13 protein-coding genes are annotated in these 16,360 nt (G+C 48.1%); 8 read left to right on the top strand and 5 right to left on the bottom strand.

Annotated features, from left to right (window positions below; translation table 11 throughout):
• Window positions 1-73 precede the first annotated feature (73 nt).
• Both B7X71_RS04720 and galU read left to right on the top strand, forming a co-directional pair.
• Window positions 74-2,965 carry a valine--tRNA ligase gene (locus B7X71_RS04720; RefSeq protein ID WP_293597642.1) on the top strand — a complete coding sequence of 964 codons (2,892 nt, stop codon included), beginning with the start codon at window positions 74-76 and terminating at the stop codon, window positions 2,963-2,965.
• 28 nt (window positions 2,966-2,993) lie between these two features.
• Window positions 2,994-3,878: a UTP--glucose-1-phosphate uridylyltransferase GalU gene (galU, locus tag B7X71_RS04715; protein WP_293597641.1), complete on the top strand. Its 885-nt coding sequence runs from the start codon at window positions 2,994-2,996 to the stop codon at window positions 3,876-3,878.
• 91 nt (window positions 3,879-3,969) lie between these two features.
• Here galU and B7X71_RS04710 read toward each other — a convergent pair whose 3' ends face one another.
• Window positions 3,970-4,197, bottom strand: a complete 228-nt coding sequence (locus B7X71_RS04710) for a sulfurtransferase TusA family protein (RefSeq protein ID WP_041485182.1) — start codon at window positions 4,195-4,197, stop codon at window positions 3,970-3,972.
• 8 nt (window positions 4,198-4,205) lie between these two features.
• On the bottom strand, window positions 4,206-6,830 hold the full coding sequence (gene alaS / locus B7X71_RS04705; protein WP_293597640.1) for an alanine--tRNA ligase: 2,625 nt from the start codon (window positions 6,828-6,830) through the stop codon (window positions 4,206-4,208).
• A 123-nt stretch (window positions 6,831-6,953) separates the two neighbouring features.
• Between alaS and B7X71_RS04700 the strand changes: the two genes are divergently transcribed.
• The 3 genes from B7X71_RS04700 to B7X71_RS04690 all read left to right on the top strand — a co-directional run bounded on the left by B7X71_RS04700 (window position 6,954) and on the right by B7X71_RS04690 (window position 10,789).
• Complete coding sequence (locus B7X71_RS04700; RefSeq protein WP_293597639.1) at window positions 6,954-7,415, top strand: tripartite tricarboxylate transporter TctB family protein; 462 nt, start codon at window positions 6,954-6,956, stop codon at window positions 7,413-7,415.
• 14 nt (window positions 7,416-7,429) lie between these two features.
• Window positions 7,430-8,932: a tripartite tricarboxylate transporter permease gene (locus B7X71_RS04695; protein WP_293597638.1), complete on the top strand. Its 1,503-nt coding sequence runs from the start codon at window positions 7,430-7,432 to the stop codon at window positions 8,930-8,932.
• An 84-nt stretch (window positions 8,933-9,016) separates the two neighbouring features.
• Window positions 9,017-10,789, top strand: coding sequence for a glutamine--tRNA ligase/YqeY domain fusion protein (locus tag B7X71_RS04690; protein ID WP_293597637.1), 1,773 nt, complete (start codon window positions 9,017-9,019; stop codon window positions 10,787-10,789).
• On the opposite strand, the gene B7X71_RS04685 is transcribed toward B7X71_RS04690, so the two are convergent.
• Window positions 10,770-11,657, bottom strand: coding sequence for an SDR family oxidoreductase (locus B7X71_RS04685; RefSeq protein ID WP_293597636.1), 888 nt, complete (start codon window positions 11,655-11,657; stop codon window positions 10,770-10,772). The genes B7X71_RS04690 and B7X71_RS04685 overlap by 20 nt on opposite strands.
• A gap of 36 nt (window positions 11,658-11,693) precedes the next feature.
• On the opposite strand from B7X71_RS04685, the gene B7X71_RS04680 reads away from it, so the two are divergent.
• Together B7X71_RS04680 and B7X71_RS04675 are read left to right on the top strand one after the other, a co-directional pair.
• A complete protein-coding gene (locus tag B7X71_RS04680) occupies window positions 11,694-12,734 on the top strand; it encodes a CDP-6-deoxy-delta-3,4-glucoseen reductase (protein ID WP_293597635.1) in 1,041 nt (346 codons plus the stop codon).
• Between the two features lie 51 nt (window positions 12,735-12,785).
• Window positions 12,786-13,979 carry an acetylornithine transaminase gene (locus B7X71_RS04675; protein ID WP_293597634.1) on the top strand — a complete coding sequence of 398 codons (1,194 nt, stop codon included), beginning with the start codon at window positions 12,786-12,788 and terminating at the stop codon, window positions 13,977-13,979.
• Between the two features lie 53 nt (window positions 13,980-14,032).
• On the opposite strand, the gene ispH is transcribed toward B7X71_RS04675, so the two are convergent.
• Together ispH and B7X71_RS04665 are read right to left on the bottom strand one after the other, a co-directional pair.
• The gene (gene ispH, locus B7X71_RS04670; RefSeq protein ID WP_293597633.1) at window positions 14,033-14,986 is read right to left on the bottom strand and encodes a 4-hydroxy-3-methylbut-2-enyl diphosphate reductase; all 954 of its coding nucleotides are present in this window, start codon (window positions 14,984-14,986) and stop codon (window positions 14,033-14,035) included.
• Window positions 14,987-14,989: 3 nt separating this feature from the next.
• Window positions 14,990-15,436: an FKBP-type peptidyl-prolyl cis-trans isomerase gene (locus tag B7X71_RS04665; RefSeq protein WP_293597632.1), complete on the bottom strand. Its 447-nt coding sequence runs from the start codon at window positions 15,434-15,436 to the stop codon at window positions 14,990-14,992.
• A 30-nt stretch (window positions 15,437-15,466) separates the two neighbouring features.
• Between B7X71_RS04665 and radC the strand changes: the two genes are divergently transcribed.
• Window positions 15,467-16,162, top strand: coding sequence for a DNA repair protein RadC (gene radC / locus B7X71_RS04660; RefSeq protein WP_363926694.1), 696 nt, complete (start codon window positions 15,467-15,469; stop codon window positions 16,160-16,162).
• Window positions 16,163-16,360 lie beyond the last annotated feature (198 nt).

The following is a 16,360-nucleotide window of genomic DNA, read 5'->3' as shown; positions in this document are numbered from 1 at the left end:
CTGCCTCGCGTTGTTCTGGATTAAGGTTTGCGAGCAAGTCTGAGTACATCGCCCCAATTATAATTTGCCTCTTATGCCAAATGCTTCGAATACCCCTAACTCACCAGCGGCCAGCTCCTTAGACGAACTAGCCAAATCCTACGAACCCGCCCCAATTGAAGCCTATTGGGGCCCGGAATGGGAACGCCGAGGCATTGCCGACGCCACCCTAGATCAGGGTAAGGAAGATTTCTCGATTCAATTGCCGCCACCGAATGTGACAGGCACCCTACACATGGGTCACGCTTTTAACCAAACCATCATGGATGGCTTGGTGCGTCATGCCCGTATGTCTGGCAAAAATACCTTGTGGGTTCCAGGCACAGATCACGCTGGTATCGCCACGCAAATCGTTGTTGAGCGTCAGCTTGATGCGCAGAAAGTTTCTCGTCACGATTTAGGCCGCGAGAAATTCTTAGAAAAAGTATGGGAGTGGAAGGAAACTTCCGGCAATACCATCACCCGTCAGATTCGTCGTTTAGGCGCCTCGATTGATTGGGGTAAAGAATATTTCACAATGGACAGCAAGATGTCCAAGGCAGTTGTTGAAGTATTTGTTCGCTTACATGAACAAGGTTTGATTTACCGCGGCAAACGTTTAGTGAACTGGGATCCCGTTTTAGGAACTGCAGTCTCTGATTTAGAAGTAGTAAGCGAAGAAGAAGATGGCTCGATGTGGCACATCCGCTATCCATTAGCAGATGGCTCCGGACACCTGACCGTTGCCACTACTCGCCCGGAGACCTTATTGGGCGACGTTGCCGTCATGGTTAACCCAGAAGACGAGCGCTATAAACATCTCATTGGTAAATCAGTACAACTGCCACTATGCAATCGTGAAATTCCGATCATTGCAGATGACTATGTTGATTTAGCTTTTGGTACTGGCGTAGTTAAAGTGACACCTGCGCATGACTTCAACGACTACGCTGTTGGACAACGCCACCAATTACCGCTCATTAACATCCTTACCCTGGATGCCAAGATCAATGAGAATGCGCCAGCGGTTTATCAAGGTCTTGAGCGTTTTGCTGCACGCAAACAAATCGTTGCTGATTTAGATGCTGCCGGTTTACTAGAAAAAGTACAGCCTCATAAATTGATGGTGCCCCGTGGTGATCGCACTCAAACCATCATTGAGCCAATGCTGACTGATCAATGGTTTGTTGCAGTGTCCAAGCCAAGCCCTGACAATAAATATCAACCAGGCTCCTCGATTGCTGGCGCAGCATTAGATGCTGTCACTAAAGGTGATATCAAGCTCGTTCCAGAAAACTGGATTAACACGTACACCCAGTGGCTAGAAAATATTCAAGACTGGTGTATCTCACGTCAACTCTGGTGGGGTCATCAAATCCCGGCCTGGTATGGCGATGATGGCCAGATCTTTGTCGCCCGCTCTGAAGAAGAAGCCAAGGCTAAAGCTGCCGCTGCCGGATACAAAGGTCAACTCAACCGCGACCCTGATGTTTTAGATACTTGGTTTAGCTCTGCGCTGGTGCCTTTTAGCTCTTTAGGCTGGCCTGAAGAGACTCCAGCCCTTCAGCATTTCCTACCCTCATCAGTATTGGTAACCGGCTTTGACATCATCTTCTTCTGGGTAGCCAGAATGGTCATGATGACTTGTCATTTCACTGGCAAGGTGCCATTTAATACGGTTTATGTTCATGGCCTAGTACGTGATGCTGAGGGCCAGAAGATGAGTAAGTCCAAAGGAAATACTTTGGATCCAATCGACCTCATTGACGGCATCAAGATTGAAGACTTAGTTGCTAAACGCACTACCGGCTTGATGAATCCCAAGCAGGCTGAAAGCATTGGTAAGAAAACCAAGAAAGAGTTTCCGGAGGGTATTCCTGCGTTTGGTACGGATGCCCTGCGTTTCACCTTTGCCTCACTTGCATCGCTTGGTCGCAACATTAACTTTGACCAAAAACGTTGTGAAGGCTACCGTAACTTCTGCAATAAACTCTGGAATGCCACGCGTTTTGTTCTCATGAATTGCCCTGGCAATGATCAAGAGAATGGTTTTGCACCTTGTGACAGCCAATGTGGTCCAGAAGGGCAGCTTGACTTCTCTCCAGCAGATCGTTGGATTGTTTCTTTACTACAAAGAACCGAGACTGATGTTGCTAAAGGCTTCCAAAACTATCGCTTTGACAATATTGCTACCAGCATCTATCAGTTTGTTTGGGATGAGTATTGTGATTGGTACTTGGAGTTAGCCAAGGTTCAACTGCAAACTGGTACGCCTGCACAGCAACGCGCTACCCGCCGAACCCTCCTACGTATTTTGGAAACCATCTTGCGCATGGCGCATCCACTCATTCCCTTTATTACGGAAACGCTCTGGCAAACCGTTGGGCCTAAGGTTGGTAAAGAACTGGTGAAACAAGAAAAACAAACCATTGCTCTGCAGCCCTACCCTGTTGCTCAGCTTGATAAGATTGATGAGCAGAGCGAAGCTTGGGTAGCTCAGATTAAATCGATTGTGGATGCCTGCCGCAATTTACGCGGTGAGATGCAAGTCTCACCCGCACTAAAGGTGCCCCTCTGGATTAGTGGGCCGCAAGATTTCTTAAAGAAGGCAAGTCCATACCTTACTGCCTTGGCCAAGTTATCTGAAGTCAAAATCTATGATGACGAGTCCGCTTTAGAGAAAGATGCTCCTGGTGCACCAATGGCCCTGGTTGGTAATCTCAAGTTATTACTCAAAATCGAAGTAGACGTGGCAGCCGAGAGAATTCGCCTGAGCAAGGAAATTGAGCGCCTAGCGAATGAGATTACCAAAGCACGCAGCAAGCTTGGCAATGAAAGCTTTGTGGCTCGCGCCCCAGAAGAGGTTGTTGCACAAGAAAAACAGCGTCTTGCTGGCTTTGAACAAAACCATGAGAAGCTTGTTGCACAATTAGAGCGACTGAAATAAAGCAGCAATCAAACTGATCGGAATTGCCATGCCATTAAGCACTAAAGCCGTTACCAAAGCAGTCTTCCCTGTTGCAGGTTTGGGCACACGCTTCTTACCGGCCACCAAGGCCAGCCCGAAAGAAATGCTCAATGTAGTTGATAAGCCCCTCATTCAGTATGCGGTTGAGGAAGCGATTGCTGCCGGCATTACTGAAATGATTTTTGTGACCGGTCGCAGCAAGCGCGCCATCGAGGATCACTTTGATAAGGCCTATGAATTAGAAGCTGAGCTCGAAGCAAAAAATAAGCAGGCGCTCTTAGAGATCGTACGCAGCGTGAAGCCAAGTCATGTAGATTGTGTTTACGTTCGTCAACCGGAAGCGCTTGGTTTGGGTCACGCCGTCTTGTGCGCAGAAAAGCTCGTACGAGATGAACCTTTCGCCATCATTCTCGCGGATGACTTACTCGATGGCCAACCGCCAGTTCTGAAGCAGATGCTCAAAGTGTTTGATGAGCAAAATGGCTCAGTATTAGCGGTAGAAAAAATTGATCCATCTAAGAGTAGTTCCTACGGCATTATTTCTGGGGCAGAAGTATCTAAGGGTATCTATCGCTTAAATGGGATTGTGGAAAAGCCGCAGCCTAAAGATGCGCCATCCAACTTAGCGGTAGTAGGTCGCTACGTTCTGTCTTCTGACATCTTCAATCACATTCGCAATCTCAAGCCTGGTGCCGGCGGAGAAATCCAACTCACCGATGCAATTGCATCCTTACTCAAAGAGGAGCCTGTATTTGCTTATGAATACGATGGCGTGCGCTATGACTGTGGCAGCAAGCTAGGCTATCTCAAGGCTTCCGTGGAATTTGCTTTACGCCACCCAGAAGTGAGCACTGAGTTTGCAGCGTATCTCAAGAGCCGCTCTTTAACCTAGACTTCACAATGAATCTCCAAGAGGAGAAAAGCAAAAAAGGCAGAAATCACTTTCTGCCTTTTTCTTTACTGTTCATAGTCTGCAGCGTGTTTTATCTTCTCTTCAAAAAGAAAACCAATACATCGCCTTCTGTGGTGCTAGAGAGAAGTTCATTGCCAGTCTGCTTGGCAAATGCGGGGAAGTCATGGGCCGCACCAGAATCGGTTGCCTTCACTTTGAGCACTTCGCCGGACTGCATTGTGGCTAAAGCTTTTTTGGTACGCAAGATGGGGAGTGGGCAGTTCATGCCAATTGCATCTACCTCGAGATTAAATTCGATAGCATCACTCACTTAGAGGCCACCCAGTCTTTCACGCCAGCCAATGCCGCGCCCAACTTGCTAGGATCGGTACCGCCAGCCATTGCCATCTCTGGTTTGCCGCCGCCCTTGCCACCAACTTGCTGAGCAACAAAGTTCACTAAGTCACCTGCTTTTACTTTAGCAATCGAGTCTGCAGTCACGCCAGCGATCAAACTGACTTTATCGCCCTGTACAGAGGCCAACACAATGGCTGCTGTTTTCAGCTTGGCTTTTAAGGCATCCATAGTCTCGCGTAATACTTGCGCATCAGCACCATCTAAGCGGGCCGCTAAGACCTTGATGCCATTGACATCAATAGCCTGGGTTGCCAACTCGTCACCTTGGCTGGCAGCGAGTTTGGAATTCACTTTATCCAACTCACGCTCAGCTTGACGCAAGCTATCTTGGAGTTGAGCAACACGATTCACTAAATCACCTGGATGGGTTTTCAGAATGGTCGCTGCTTCGTTAATTTTGTCTTCCAAGCCCTGCAGGAAGTTCAAGGCATTTCTGCCAGTGACTGCTTCAACTCGACGGATGCCGGCAGCAACACCACCTTCAGAAACAATCTTAAGACTACCAATGTCACCCGTGCGACCCACGTGAGTGCCCCCACATAGCTCTTTAGAACTACCGATTTCTAGTACGCGAACTTCATCACCATACTTCTCGCCAAAGAGCATCATGGCGCCAGTCTTTTGTGCATCATCCAAAGACATCACTTTTCCAGAAGTCGCAGTATTAGCCAAGATCTCGGCATTCACAATATCTTCTACCCGACGAATTTCTTGTGCAGTAATTGGCGCGTTGTGAGTAAAGTCAAAGCGGGTTTTGCTTGCATCAACTAGTGAACCTTTTTGTTGCACGTGATCACCTAAAACTTCACGTAATGCTTTATGCAAAATATGTGTAGCACTGTGATTACGCATCGTTTCCGTTCTTTGCTCGGTATCCACCAAGGCGTTGATTGCATCGCCTATCTTGAGCTCACCCTCTTGCACTTCACCCTGGTGACCAAAAACATCAGCCTGAATCTTGAAGGTATCTTCAACTGCAAAACGCACAGCTTCATTACGCAATTCACCCTTATCGCCAACCTGTCCACCAGACTCGGCATAAAAAGGGGTGTTATCCAAAACAATCACTGCAGCATCGCCAGCTTTGACAGACTGCACAGCAGAGCCATCAACATAAAGCGCAGTTACTTTGGCACCTTCATGTTTCAAGGTGTCATAGCCATGGAACTGAGTCGGTTTACCCGAGTACTCCAAGCCTTGAGCCACCTTGAACTTACCAGCCGCCCTTGCTTGATCACGCTGCTTTTGCATTGCCAAATCAAAACCTTCAGCATCCACCGTGACATCGCGCTCACGGCAAACGTCTGCAGTCAAATCCAACGGGAAGCCAAAGGTATCGTGTAAGCGGAAAGCGGTTTCACCATCAACCGTCTTAGCACCACCAGCAAGTGCACCTTCCAAAATTTCCATACCGTTCGCGATTGTCTGAAAGAAGCGCTCTTCTTCCTGCTTAATTACTTCACTCACTTTATCTTTTGCTGCCTGCAACTCTGGATAAGCTTGACCCATCTCTTTTACAAGAGCAGGGACGAGTTGATAGAAAAATGGTTTGCGTGCGCCTAATTTGTAACCGTGTCGAATCGCGCGGCGCGTAATGCGACGCAGTACATAGCCACGACCCGCGTTACCCGGAATCACGCCATCTACTACGATAAAACTACAGGCACGAATGTGATCAGCAATCACTTTGAGTGATGGGCTATCTGGATCGCAATTCTCACCACCAGCCGCATCAACCGCTTCCTTTGCTGCCTTCAGCAAATTAACAAAGAGATCGATCTCGTAGTTGGAATGCACGTGTTGCAATACGGCTGCGATACGCTCAAGACCCATACCGGTATCTACGCTAGGCTTAGGCAATGGATGCATATTGCCCGCTTCGTCGCGATTGAACTGCATGAATACGTTATTCCAAATCTCAATGTAGCGATCACCATCTTCATCAGGACTTCCTGGAGGACCGCCAGCAATATGAGGGCCATGATCGTAGAAAATTTCTGTACAAGGACCACATGGGCCTGTGTCGCCCATCATCCAGAAATTATCTGAGGCATAGCGAGCACCTTTGTTATCGCCGATGCGAATAATCCGCTCAGCCGGCACTCCGATTTGCCTATTCCAAATCTCATAAGCCTCATCGTCTTCCGCATAGACGGTGACGAGCAGCTTTTCTTCCGGCAACTTGAATACCTCAGTCAATAAACCCCAAGCAAACTGAATGGCATCTTTCTTGAAGTAATCTCCAAAAGAGAAGTTGCCCAGCATTTCAAAGAAGGTGTGATGACGGGCTGTATAGCCCACGTTATCCAAATCATTGTGTTTGCCACCGGCACGAATACATTTTTGGGCAGTGGTTGCGCGGTTGTAGGGGCGCTTGTCAAAGCCTAAAAAGACGTCCTTGAACTGATTCATTCCCGCATTGGTAAATAGCAGGGTTGGGTCATCTCCAGGCACCACTGGGCTGGAAGGGACAATTTGGTGGCCTTTTTGGGCGAAGTAGTCCAGGTATGCCTGGCGAATTTGGGAGACTTTCATGCGAATAATTATCGCATTGGCACTAGTCTGGGGCAAACCCTAGGCAAACCTGCTCAATCCTGCCTTACAATCCCGTAACATTAATAAATAGATCGGCATTTAAGTCGATATAAGGAGCTCAACTTGAAAATTCGCAATCAACGGGATTTTGGTGCCGGAATCATGTACATGGTTATTGGCCTATTTTTTACAATCGTAGCAAGACAATACCCCATGGGTACCGCCGCCAAAATGGGTCCAGGCTACTTTCCCTTCTATTTAGGGATCCTCATGACCCTCTTGGGACTTCTAGTGCTGGTGAAATCCCTTGGCGCCAAGGCTGCCATTGAAAAAATTCCACCATTCCACTGGAAAATCATCGCCCTCATTACTGGTTCAGTCGTGCTCTATGGGCTTTTATTACCAACCATGGGCTTCATCGTTGCTGTATTCGTATTGGTTTTCGTATCCGCCAGCGCCAGCCATGAGTTTCATTGGAAAGGCACCTTAATCAACGCTAGTTTCTTGATTGCGTTTACCTATTCAGTCTTCGTTTTGGGCTTAAGTCTTCAGTTCCCATTACTACCAGCTTTTTTAAATAACTAACCGGGAAACTAAAAATGGACTTATTTGCTAATTTAGCCCTTGGTTTCGATACGGCTTTTACCCTCCAAAATCTGATGTACTGCTTTATTGGTTGCATATTGGGCACGCTAATTGGCGTTTTGCCAGGTCTAGGCCCCATCGCTACGATTGCGATGTTGTTGCCCGCCACCTATGCATTACCTCCAGTTGCCGCTTTGATTATGTTGTCCGGTATTTACTATGGATCACAGTATGGCGGCTCCACAACAGCGATTTTGCTCAACATCCCGGGGGAGACGTCCTCGGTGGTGACCGCTATTGATGGCTACCAAATGGCCAGAAATGGTCGAGCGGGTGTAGCCCTCTTTACCGCTGGTATGGGCTCATTCTTTGCTGGTTGCGTAGCAACCCTAGTTTTAGCTGCATTTGCTGCACCACTCTCAGAACTGGCATTCAAGTTTGGCCCTGCTGAATACTTCTCCCTAATGGTTTTAGGGTTAATCGGTGCGGTCGTGCTGGCCTCTGGCTCTTTGATCAAGGCTATCGGCATGATCATTTTGGGGCTTTTAATGGGCCTTGTCGGAACCGACGTTAACTCTGGTGTAGCTCGCTACTCATTCGATCTTCCCCAGTTAAGCGATGGCATTGGCTTCGTTTCAGTTGCAATGGGCGTATTCGGCTTTGCTGAAATCATGGGCAACCTCGAAAAAAAGGATGGTGATGAGGGCTTCTTGAACAAGATGACCACCATGATCCCAACTAAGCAAGATGTGAAGCGCATGATTCCATCCATCTTACGCGGCACAACCATTGGATCCATCCTCGGAATTCTGCCGGGCGGCGGCGCAGCCTTAGCAGCATTTGGTGCCTACTCGGTTGAAAAGAAATCCTCTAAGTACAGCCATGAGTTTGGTAAGGGTGCAATTGAAGGTGTAGCAGGTCCAGAAGCAGCTAACAATGCTGCAGCTCAAACTTCCTTCATTCCATTGCTCACTTTGGGCATTCCACCAAATGCTGTGATGGCTTTGATGGTTGGCGCAATGACCATTCATAACATTCAACCAGGTCCACAAGTAATGACCAGCAACCCAGCCTTGTTCTGGGGTCTGATCGCTTCCATGTGGATTGGTAACGTGATGTTGATTCTCTTGAACTTGCCGCTCATTGGTATCTGGGTGAAGCTCTTGAAGATTCCTTACCGCTTTATGTACCCAGCTATTCTGGTGTTCTGCTGTATCGGCGTCTATACCGTCAACAACGCCGTATTTGATGTTTATGTGACTGCAGCCTTTGGCTTAATTGGTTACCTCTTCTTCAAGCTGGGTTGCGAACCCCCTCCATTGCTGCTGGGCTTCGTACTCGGACCAATGATGGAAGAGAACTTCCGTCGCGCCCTACTGTTGTCACGCGGTGATTTCACTACCTTCCTAACCCGTCCATTATCTTTAGGCCTACTCATCGCAGCAGCCCTCTTGGTTGTGATAGTGGCATTACCAGCGGTTAAGAAAACCCGTGAAGAGGCTTTTGTAGAAGATTAACTCTCGAATACTTCCCGGACACAAGCCCGCAGCAGTTTGCGGGCTTTTTTCTTGATGGGTGGGGGTTTTCTCTACAATGAGTGCATGTCCCAAGATAGCAAACCATCTAAATCGCCCGCCGGCACTGTTGCTGAGCCCTCTAACTTTTTGCGCCAGATCATCGATCATGATCTCGCGAGTGGCACCTACCAGAACCGCAGCAATCGCGATGGTCAAGCTATTCCCTCCATCATCACGCGTTTTCCACCAGAGCCCAATGGCTACCTCCATATTGGTCACGCCAAAAGTATTTGCCTCAACTTTGGCTTAGCTGCTGATTACAACAATCAAGTGGGTGGTGCACGTTGCAATATGCGCTTGGATGACACCAATCCAGTGAAGGAAGATGTTGAGTATGCCGACAGTATTTTGGATGCAGTCAAATGGCTTGGCTTTGATTGGGGTACACACCTTTATCACGCGAGCGATTACTTTGATCGGCTCTATGAGTTTGCAGAAATTCTGATTCAGAATGGCAAAGCGTATATTGATAGTCAAAGTGCAGATGACATCCATACCAATCGTGGCAACTTTGGCCAAGTTGGAAAAAATAGCCCTTACCGCGATCGCACTGCCGATGAGAATCTTGCCTTATTCCGCGAGATGCGCGATGGCAAATACAAAGATGGTGAACATGTTCTGCGCTTGAAGATCGATATGGCGCATCCGAATATCATCATGCGTGATCCTGTGGTCTATCGCATTCGCCATACCGATCACCACCGCACTGGTAACAAATGGTGCATCTATCCTTTATATGATTTCACGCACTGCATTTCAGATGCGCTAGAAAATGTTTCGCACTCTATCTGCACACTAGAATTTGAAAATAATCGCCCGCTCTACGATTGGATTGTCGCCTCATTAGCAGAGCTGGGGATCTTTAAAAATCCCGTTCCGCGCCAATATGAATTCGCCCGCCTCAACTTAACTTACACCATCACTAGCAAGCGCAAACTACTGCAATTGGTAGAAGAAAAACAGGTTAATGGCTGGGATGATCCTCGCATGCCAACCATCGTAGGCATTCGTCGTAGAGGCTATACGCCTGAGAGCATTCGCTTGTTCTGTGAACGCATCGGCGTTTCTAAAGCAGACAGCTGGATCGATATGAGTACTTTGGATCAAGCCTTGCGCGATGATCTTGAAACCAAGGCTCCACGGGCTACAGCGGTTCTTAAGCCACTTAAACTCGTCATTGAAAACTTTGATGCGTCAGCGAGTGAGCCTTGCTCAGCGCCGCGCCATCCACAGCATCCTGAGTGGGGCAATCGTGAGTTTCATTTCACAAAAGAGTTGTGGATTGAAGAAGATGACTTCATGAAAGAGCCTATTAAAGGATTCTTTAGACTCTATCCGCCGATTGGCGATCAAGCCGGTGGACGCGTGCGCTTACGTCATGGCTTTGTGGTTGAGTGCACTGGCTTTGAAGTGGATGCCAATGGTAATGTCATTCAAGTGAATGCGACTCACTTCCCAGATAGTAAGAGCGGTACCCCTGGCTCAAACAATTACAAGGTCAAGGGCAACATTCATTGGGTTAGTGCAGCTGAGGCTGTGCCAGCGCAAGTTCGTCTCTACGATCACTTGTTTAATGACCCACACCCCGATAGTGGTGATAAGAATTTCCTTGATGCGATTAATCCCAACTCTAAGCAAACGATTACTGCGTACTTAGAGCCTTGCATGAAAGACGCTAAAGCAGAAGATCGCTTTCAGTTTGAGCGTCACGGTTACTTTGTAGCAGACCAAAGCGATTGCAAACCAGGTCAGCCCGTATTTAATCGTACGGTTGGACTCAAGGATTCTTGGAAATAGTTTTCAGAAACTCTGCGACGCCGGGATAGCGTAGCGGAGTTTTCAATTCTGCTAGCCGCGTATTGCTTACGCGCCGTGACTCCCGCATAAAAGACCACAGCATGGGGGATACGATTTTCTCCAACTGCTCAGCCGACAATCTTGGTGGTCGCTCTAGACCAAAGGCATCAGCTACCTCATCAAAGTAGTCACCCATTTTAGTTTCACCACCATCACAAGCATTAATGACGCGCTGTGGTTTACCGTGATAAACAGCCGCACAAACCAATCTTGCCAAATCATCGCTCTGTATATGGTTTGAGTACGCATCCTCAGCTGGATTTAGGGCAGGTGTGCCGGCCTGTATGCGCTCAACTGGTAATCGGTTAACAGCATAAATACCTGGCACGCGCAGGATGGTCAGTACGACTCCATGAGCTGGAGCCCAAAGACGCAGACAATTTTCTGCATTCACTCTTCGCTTTGCTCGCTCGCTTTGAGGGTTGACTGGGGTCACTTCACTCACCCTGCCACCCGCATGATCGCCATAAACACCAGTAGTACTCACATAAATCAAGCGCCCAACATTATCAGAACCTTGGGCTAAAATTCGGAGGAGGTTGCGAGTTCGGCAATCGCGATGACCTGTATTTTGGGGTGGTGCCAAGTGGATCACAGTTTGCGCTAATCCACTTAAACGCCACAAGCTATCAGGCTTATCCAGATCCCCCAAAATCGGAATCGCGCCAACTGCTCTCAACTCCGGAAAACGGGTTTTCTGGGAAGTTAGGGCATATACGCGATGACTTCGAGCGAGTTGCTTGGCAACACGCAGGCCAATGTCACCGCAGCCGACGATCAGGATTCGAGATTTACCAAAAGATTGCATAGGTCACATCGTAACGATTTATTGAAAGGAATGAGAGTGTCCTACCAAGTCACGCTCAAGACGAGCGGCAAACAATTTACCGTCCAGAAGGATGAAACCCTGCTGGAAGCGGCACTTCAACAGGGCATCACCCTTCCCTATGGTTGTAAAAATGGTGCTTGCGGATCCTGTAAAGGCAAGGTTTTAGAAGGTCAGGTAGAGCATGGTCAACATAGTGCCGCCGCTTTAAGCCTGTCTGATGAAGCTGCTGGGGGCACCTTATTTTGTTGCGCCCATCCTAAATCCGACCTTCTCATTGAAGCTCGCGAAGTTCAAGGCGCTGGCGATATCGCTATTCGCAAAGTTCCCTGTCGTGTGAACAGCATTACAAAACCGAGTGCTGATGTGGCGATTCTCAAACTACAACTGCCGGCTGCCGAGCGCTTTCAATTTCTGGCGGGACAGTATTTAGAATTTCTACTCAAAGATGGGCAGCGCCGCGCCTACTCAATTGCCAATGCGCCCGATCAAGAGGGCCCCCTCGAGCTGCATATTCGCCACTTGCCTGGCGGTCTCTTTACCGACTTTGTCTTTGGCGCAAAAGATCCTGCATTAAAAGAAAAAGATATTCTGCGTTTTGAAGGCCCATTAGGTAGCTTCTTCTTGAGAGAAGACTCTAAAAAACCGATCATCTTTGTTGCGGCAGGCACCGGCTTTGCGCCGATTAAATCCATCATCGAGCAAATGCAGTTCAAAAAAATTCAGCGTTCGATTCACCTATATTGGGGCGGACGGCGCCCAAGCGACCTCTACTTCGATGAGCTCTGCCAGTCATGGGCAAGGGATATTCCAGACTTCAAATACACCCCCGTCATCTCAGATGCCCTCCCAGAGGATCAATGGGCTGGATGTACAGGCTTTGTGCATCAAGCAGTAATCGCCGACCATGCCGACATGAGCCCTTGCCAGGTCTATGCCTGCGGAGCTCCTGTCATGGTCAATGCAGCCCGCCAGGACTTTGTATCTCAGTGCAAGCTACCTGAAGAGGAATTCTTTGCGGACTCCTTCACCAGCGCTGCTGATCTCGCGACAAACTAGTCTGCTAAGCGTGATAATAGAAACCTCATTTGACCTCACTTTGCACACGACATGAATAAGCCAGCCCAATCAGTAGATGCCCACTCAGTGATGTTTATTACCCCACGGCCAGAAGTAATGATGGTTGAGGGTAAAGGCTCATGGCTGACCGATAACAATGGCAAGCGCTACTTAGACTTCTTGCAAGGGTGGGCCGTCAACTGTCTAGGCCATAGCAATCCCGGCATGATTGAAGCGCTGAATGCACAAGCTAAGAAGCTCATTAATCCGAGTCCCGCTTTTTATAACGAGCCGATGATTCGCTTATCGAATTTACTGACCGATAACAGTTGCTTTAACAAAGTGTTTTTTGCTAATAGCGGGGCTGAGGCCAATGAGGGCGCTATCAAGCTAGCACGCAAATGGGGTCAACTTAATAAGTCCGGCGCCTTTGAAATCATCACCTTTGATCATAGCTTTCATGGTCGCACCTTAGCGACGATGAGCGCATCTGGTAAGCCAGGCTGGGACACCATGTTTGCCCCACAAGTTCCCGGTTTCCCAAAAGCTGATTTGAATGATTTAGATTCCGTTAAAAAACTGGTGACTGATAAGACGGTTGCAGTGATGCTTGAGCCGGTACAAGGCGAAGGTGGCGTGATCCCAACTACGAAAGAATTTATGCAAAATCTGCGTAAATTCACTAAAGAAAATAATATTCTGCTAATCGTAGATGAAGTACAGGCCGGCTGCGGTCGCACTGGAAAACTCTTCGCCTATCAACATTACGGTATCGAACCCGACATCATGACCTTGGGCAAAGGTATTGGTGGTGGCGTTCCCTTGGCAGCGCTCATGGCGACTGATGCGGTTGCTTGCTTTGTTCCAGGCGATCAAGGCGGTACCTATAACGGCAACCCACTAATGACTGCAGTAGGCATCAGTGTGATCGAGCAACTATTAGCGCCAGGCTTCCTGGAATCCGTTCGCGCCAAAGGCGAATTACTCAGCAAAGAGCTGCTGGCCATCTCTTCAGAATTTAATTTAGATGGTGAACGTGGTGAAGGACTTTTGCGCGCCCTCATGTTGAGTAGCGATATTGGCGGCAAGCTGGTTGAACTTGCTCGCGATAGAGGCCCAGAGGGATTGCTGATCAACTCACCAAGACCTAACCTCTTGCGCTTTATGCCAGCACTCAATGTATCCGATGATGAAATCCATCAGATGTGCAATATTTTGAGAGAGCTGCTCAAGCAAGTTGCCTAAAAGCAACTAGATAGAATGCAATAAAGGAGCCTTGGGCTCCTTTATTTTTTTAGTTAGCCCACTAAATTCTTTGGTAGCGAGAACGTAATGTCTTCAACAACACCTTCAAGATTACGAATACTGCGCGGGCCAAATTCCTGAATCCTCTCCACAATTGAAAGGGCCAAGCTTTCTGGGGCTGACGCACCTGCAGTGAGACCCACTCGCTTCTTACCAACAAACCATTCAGCCTGGAGTTGCTCTGGCGCATCAACCATGTAAGCCGGTACGCCGAGTTTTTCAGCCAATTCACGCAAGCGATTCGAGTTCGAACTTGCTTTGCTTCCCACCACAATAACGATCTCAACTTGAGGCGCCATAAATTTCACAGCATCTTGGCGGTTCTGAGTGGCATAACAAATATCTTGTTTGCGCGGCTGAACAATATTTGGAAACTTTTGAGTTAATGCATCAACGATTTCTTTTGTCTCATCTACGGAGAGGGTAGTTTGCGTTACATAAGCAATTTTTTCATCTTCAGCAAAAGGCAGTTGAGCAACATCCGCTACTTTTTCAATCAGATGAACGCCTTTTTTCACTTGCCCCATCGTGCCTTCAACTTCCGGATGCCCGGCATGGCCAATCATCAAGACCGTGAAACCATCCTTACACATCTTGACGACTTCAAGATGAACTTTGGTAACCAGGGGGCAGGTAGCGTCATACACCTGCAGTCCGCGTGCCTCAGCGTCTTGGCGAACCTCTTGAGAGACACCATGGGCACTAAACACCACGATGCCACCTTTAGGAACTTCATGCAACTCATCCACAAACACAGCGCCTTTTTCACGCAAACCATTTACGACATAGGCGTTGTGAACAATTTCATGGCGTACATAAATTGGCGCGCCAAAACGGGTCAGCGCTTCATTCACGATATTGATCGCGCGATCTACACCCGCGCAAAAACCGCGTGGCTGTGCCATCAAAATTTCTGCGGTGTCGTGCGCGCTAGATGGATTACTCATAACTTACAGAATCGCAACGATTTCAGCTTCGAAGGTAACTGGCCTTCCAGCAAGCGGGTGATTGAAATCAAACCAAGCACCTTCTTCATTAATAGATTGCAACACACCAGCATATTGCGCGCCACCAGGAGCATTAAATTCGATTACATCACCAGGATTGAATTCCACATCATCATCTCGACCCTCTTTAAGCGCGCCCAAAGTAACCCACTGAATTAATTCTTCCTTGCGTTCACCAAAACTTTCTTCCGGCGGCAGTAAGGCGCTTTTCTTTTCACCCACACCCAGTCCGATTAATACCTTTTCAAAACAAGGCGCAAATTGACCAGAACCCATCAGCACCGTCGCAGGACGATCGATAAAAGTATTGATGTAATCATCCCCGCTAGGCAAAGTCAGCCGATAGTTGAGAGTCAGGAAGGAGTTGGGCAAAACCGTAAACTTAGTCATAAGGTAATTGTATCTAGGCCCGACCTCAGCGTGCACTCACCGATTACGGATTGGCCAAAAATGGAGCGGCCTCGCGAGAAACTGCGCGCCCTCGGAGCATCAGCCCTGAGCGATGCGGAATTGCTTGCAATCTTTCTGCGCGTTGGCGTCAAAGGCAAAACTGCCGTAGCTTTAGCTGGTGACCTTCTTCACTATTTTGGCAATTTGCCGCGCCTACTGTCTTGCACACCAGAGGAATTAACCCAGATTCACGGTATGGGTATTTCTAAATGGTCACAAATTCAGGCAGCATATGAGCTCGTCAAGCGTAGCCTTGAGGAAACCCTCTCCCAGGAATCAGTATTCTCATCGCCAGGGTATGTCAGGGAGTTCTTGCAAGCCCGATTTGGCCGTCTGCCACACGAAGTCTTCCTATGTCTATACCTTGACTCTCGCCTGCACCTGATTGAGTGCCAGGAGCTCTTTAGAGGCTCTCTAACCCACACTGCAGTCTATCCTCGAGAAATCCTCAAAGAAGCCCTTGCCAGAAATGCTAGCGCCCTTATCGTTGCCCACAACCACCCCAGTGGAAACCCACTCCCCAGTATTGCCGACCAGGAATTAACCAAAATGCTGGCTAAGGCCTTGCAACTGGTGGATATTCCACTCCTAGATCACTGTATTGTCAGTGACAGCGGTTTTTTCTCATTTTCAGAGGCAGGCCTTATGAAAAATGACTATAAATAGAAGTAATCACTAACTTAATGGGAATTTTTGGCCAATACCGGAGCTTAGATTGCCATATCCTCAAAACTAAAGCCAAATAGGGGTAGATCAAAGTGCCCAGAGACTGATACAATCTTCTTTTTTCGCAATTAATGGAGTTATGTCATGGCAAAAGTTTGCCAAGTCACTGGGAAGAAGCCGATGGTTGGCAACAATGTA

Source organism: Polynucleobacter sp. 39-46-10, assembly GCF_002282275.1.
Note: the sequence above shows the minus strand (reverse complement) of the source record. Positions and strands in the feature narration are given on the sequence as shown.

Bases quoted from the DNA above. Each gene is read 5' to 3' on its own strand.
- B7X71_RS04720 (WP_293597642.1), top strand. From the start codon at position 74: ATGCCAAATGCTTCGAATACCCCTAACTCACCAGCGGCCAGCTCCTTA.
- ispH (WP_293597633.1), bottom strand. From the start codon at position 14,986: ATGAGTAATCCATCTAGCGCGCACGACACCGCAGAAATTTTGATGGCA.
- B7X71_RS04675 (WP_293597634.1), top strand. From the start codon at position 12,786: ATGAATAAGCCAGCCCAATCAGTAGATGCCCACTCAGTGATGTTTATT.
- B7X71_RS04695 (WP_293597638.1), top strand. From the start codon at position 7,430: ATGGACTTATTTGCTAATTTAGCCCTTGGTTTCGATACGGCTTTTACC.
- galU (WP_293597641.1), top strand. From the start codon at position 2,994: ATGCCATTAAGCACTAAAGCCGTTACCAAAGCAGTCTTCCCTGTTGCA.
- alaS (WP_293597640.1), bottom strand. From the start codon at position 6,830: ATGAAAGTCTCCCAAATTCGCCAGGCATACCTGGACTACTTCGCCCAA.
- B7X71_RS04690 (WP_293597637.1), top strand. From the start codon at position 9,017: ATGTCCCAAGATAGCAAACCATCTAAATCGCCCGCCGGCACTGTTGCT.
- B7X71_RS04685 (WP_293597636.1), bottom strand. From the start codon at position 11,657: ATGCAATCTTTTGGTAAATCTCGAATCCTGATCGTCGGCTGCGGTGAC.
- B7X71_RS04665 (WP_293597632.1), bottom strand. From the start codon at position 15,436: ATGACTAAGTTTACGGTTTTGCCCAACTCCTTCCTGACTCTCAACTAT.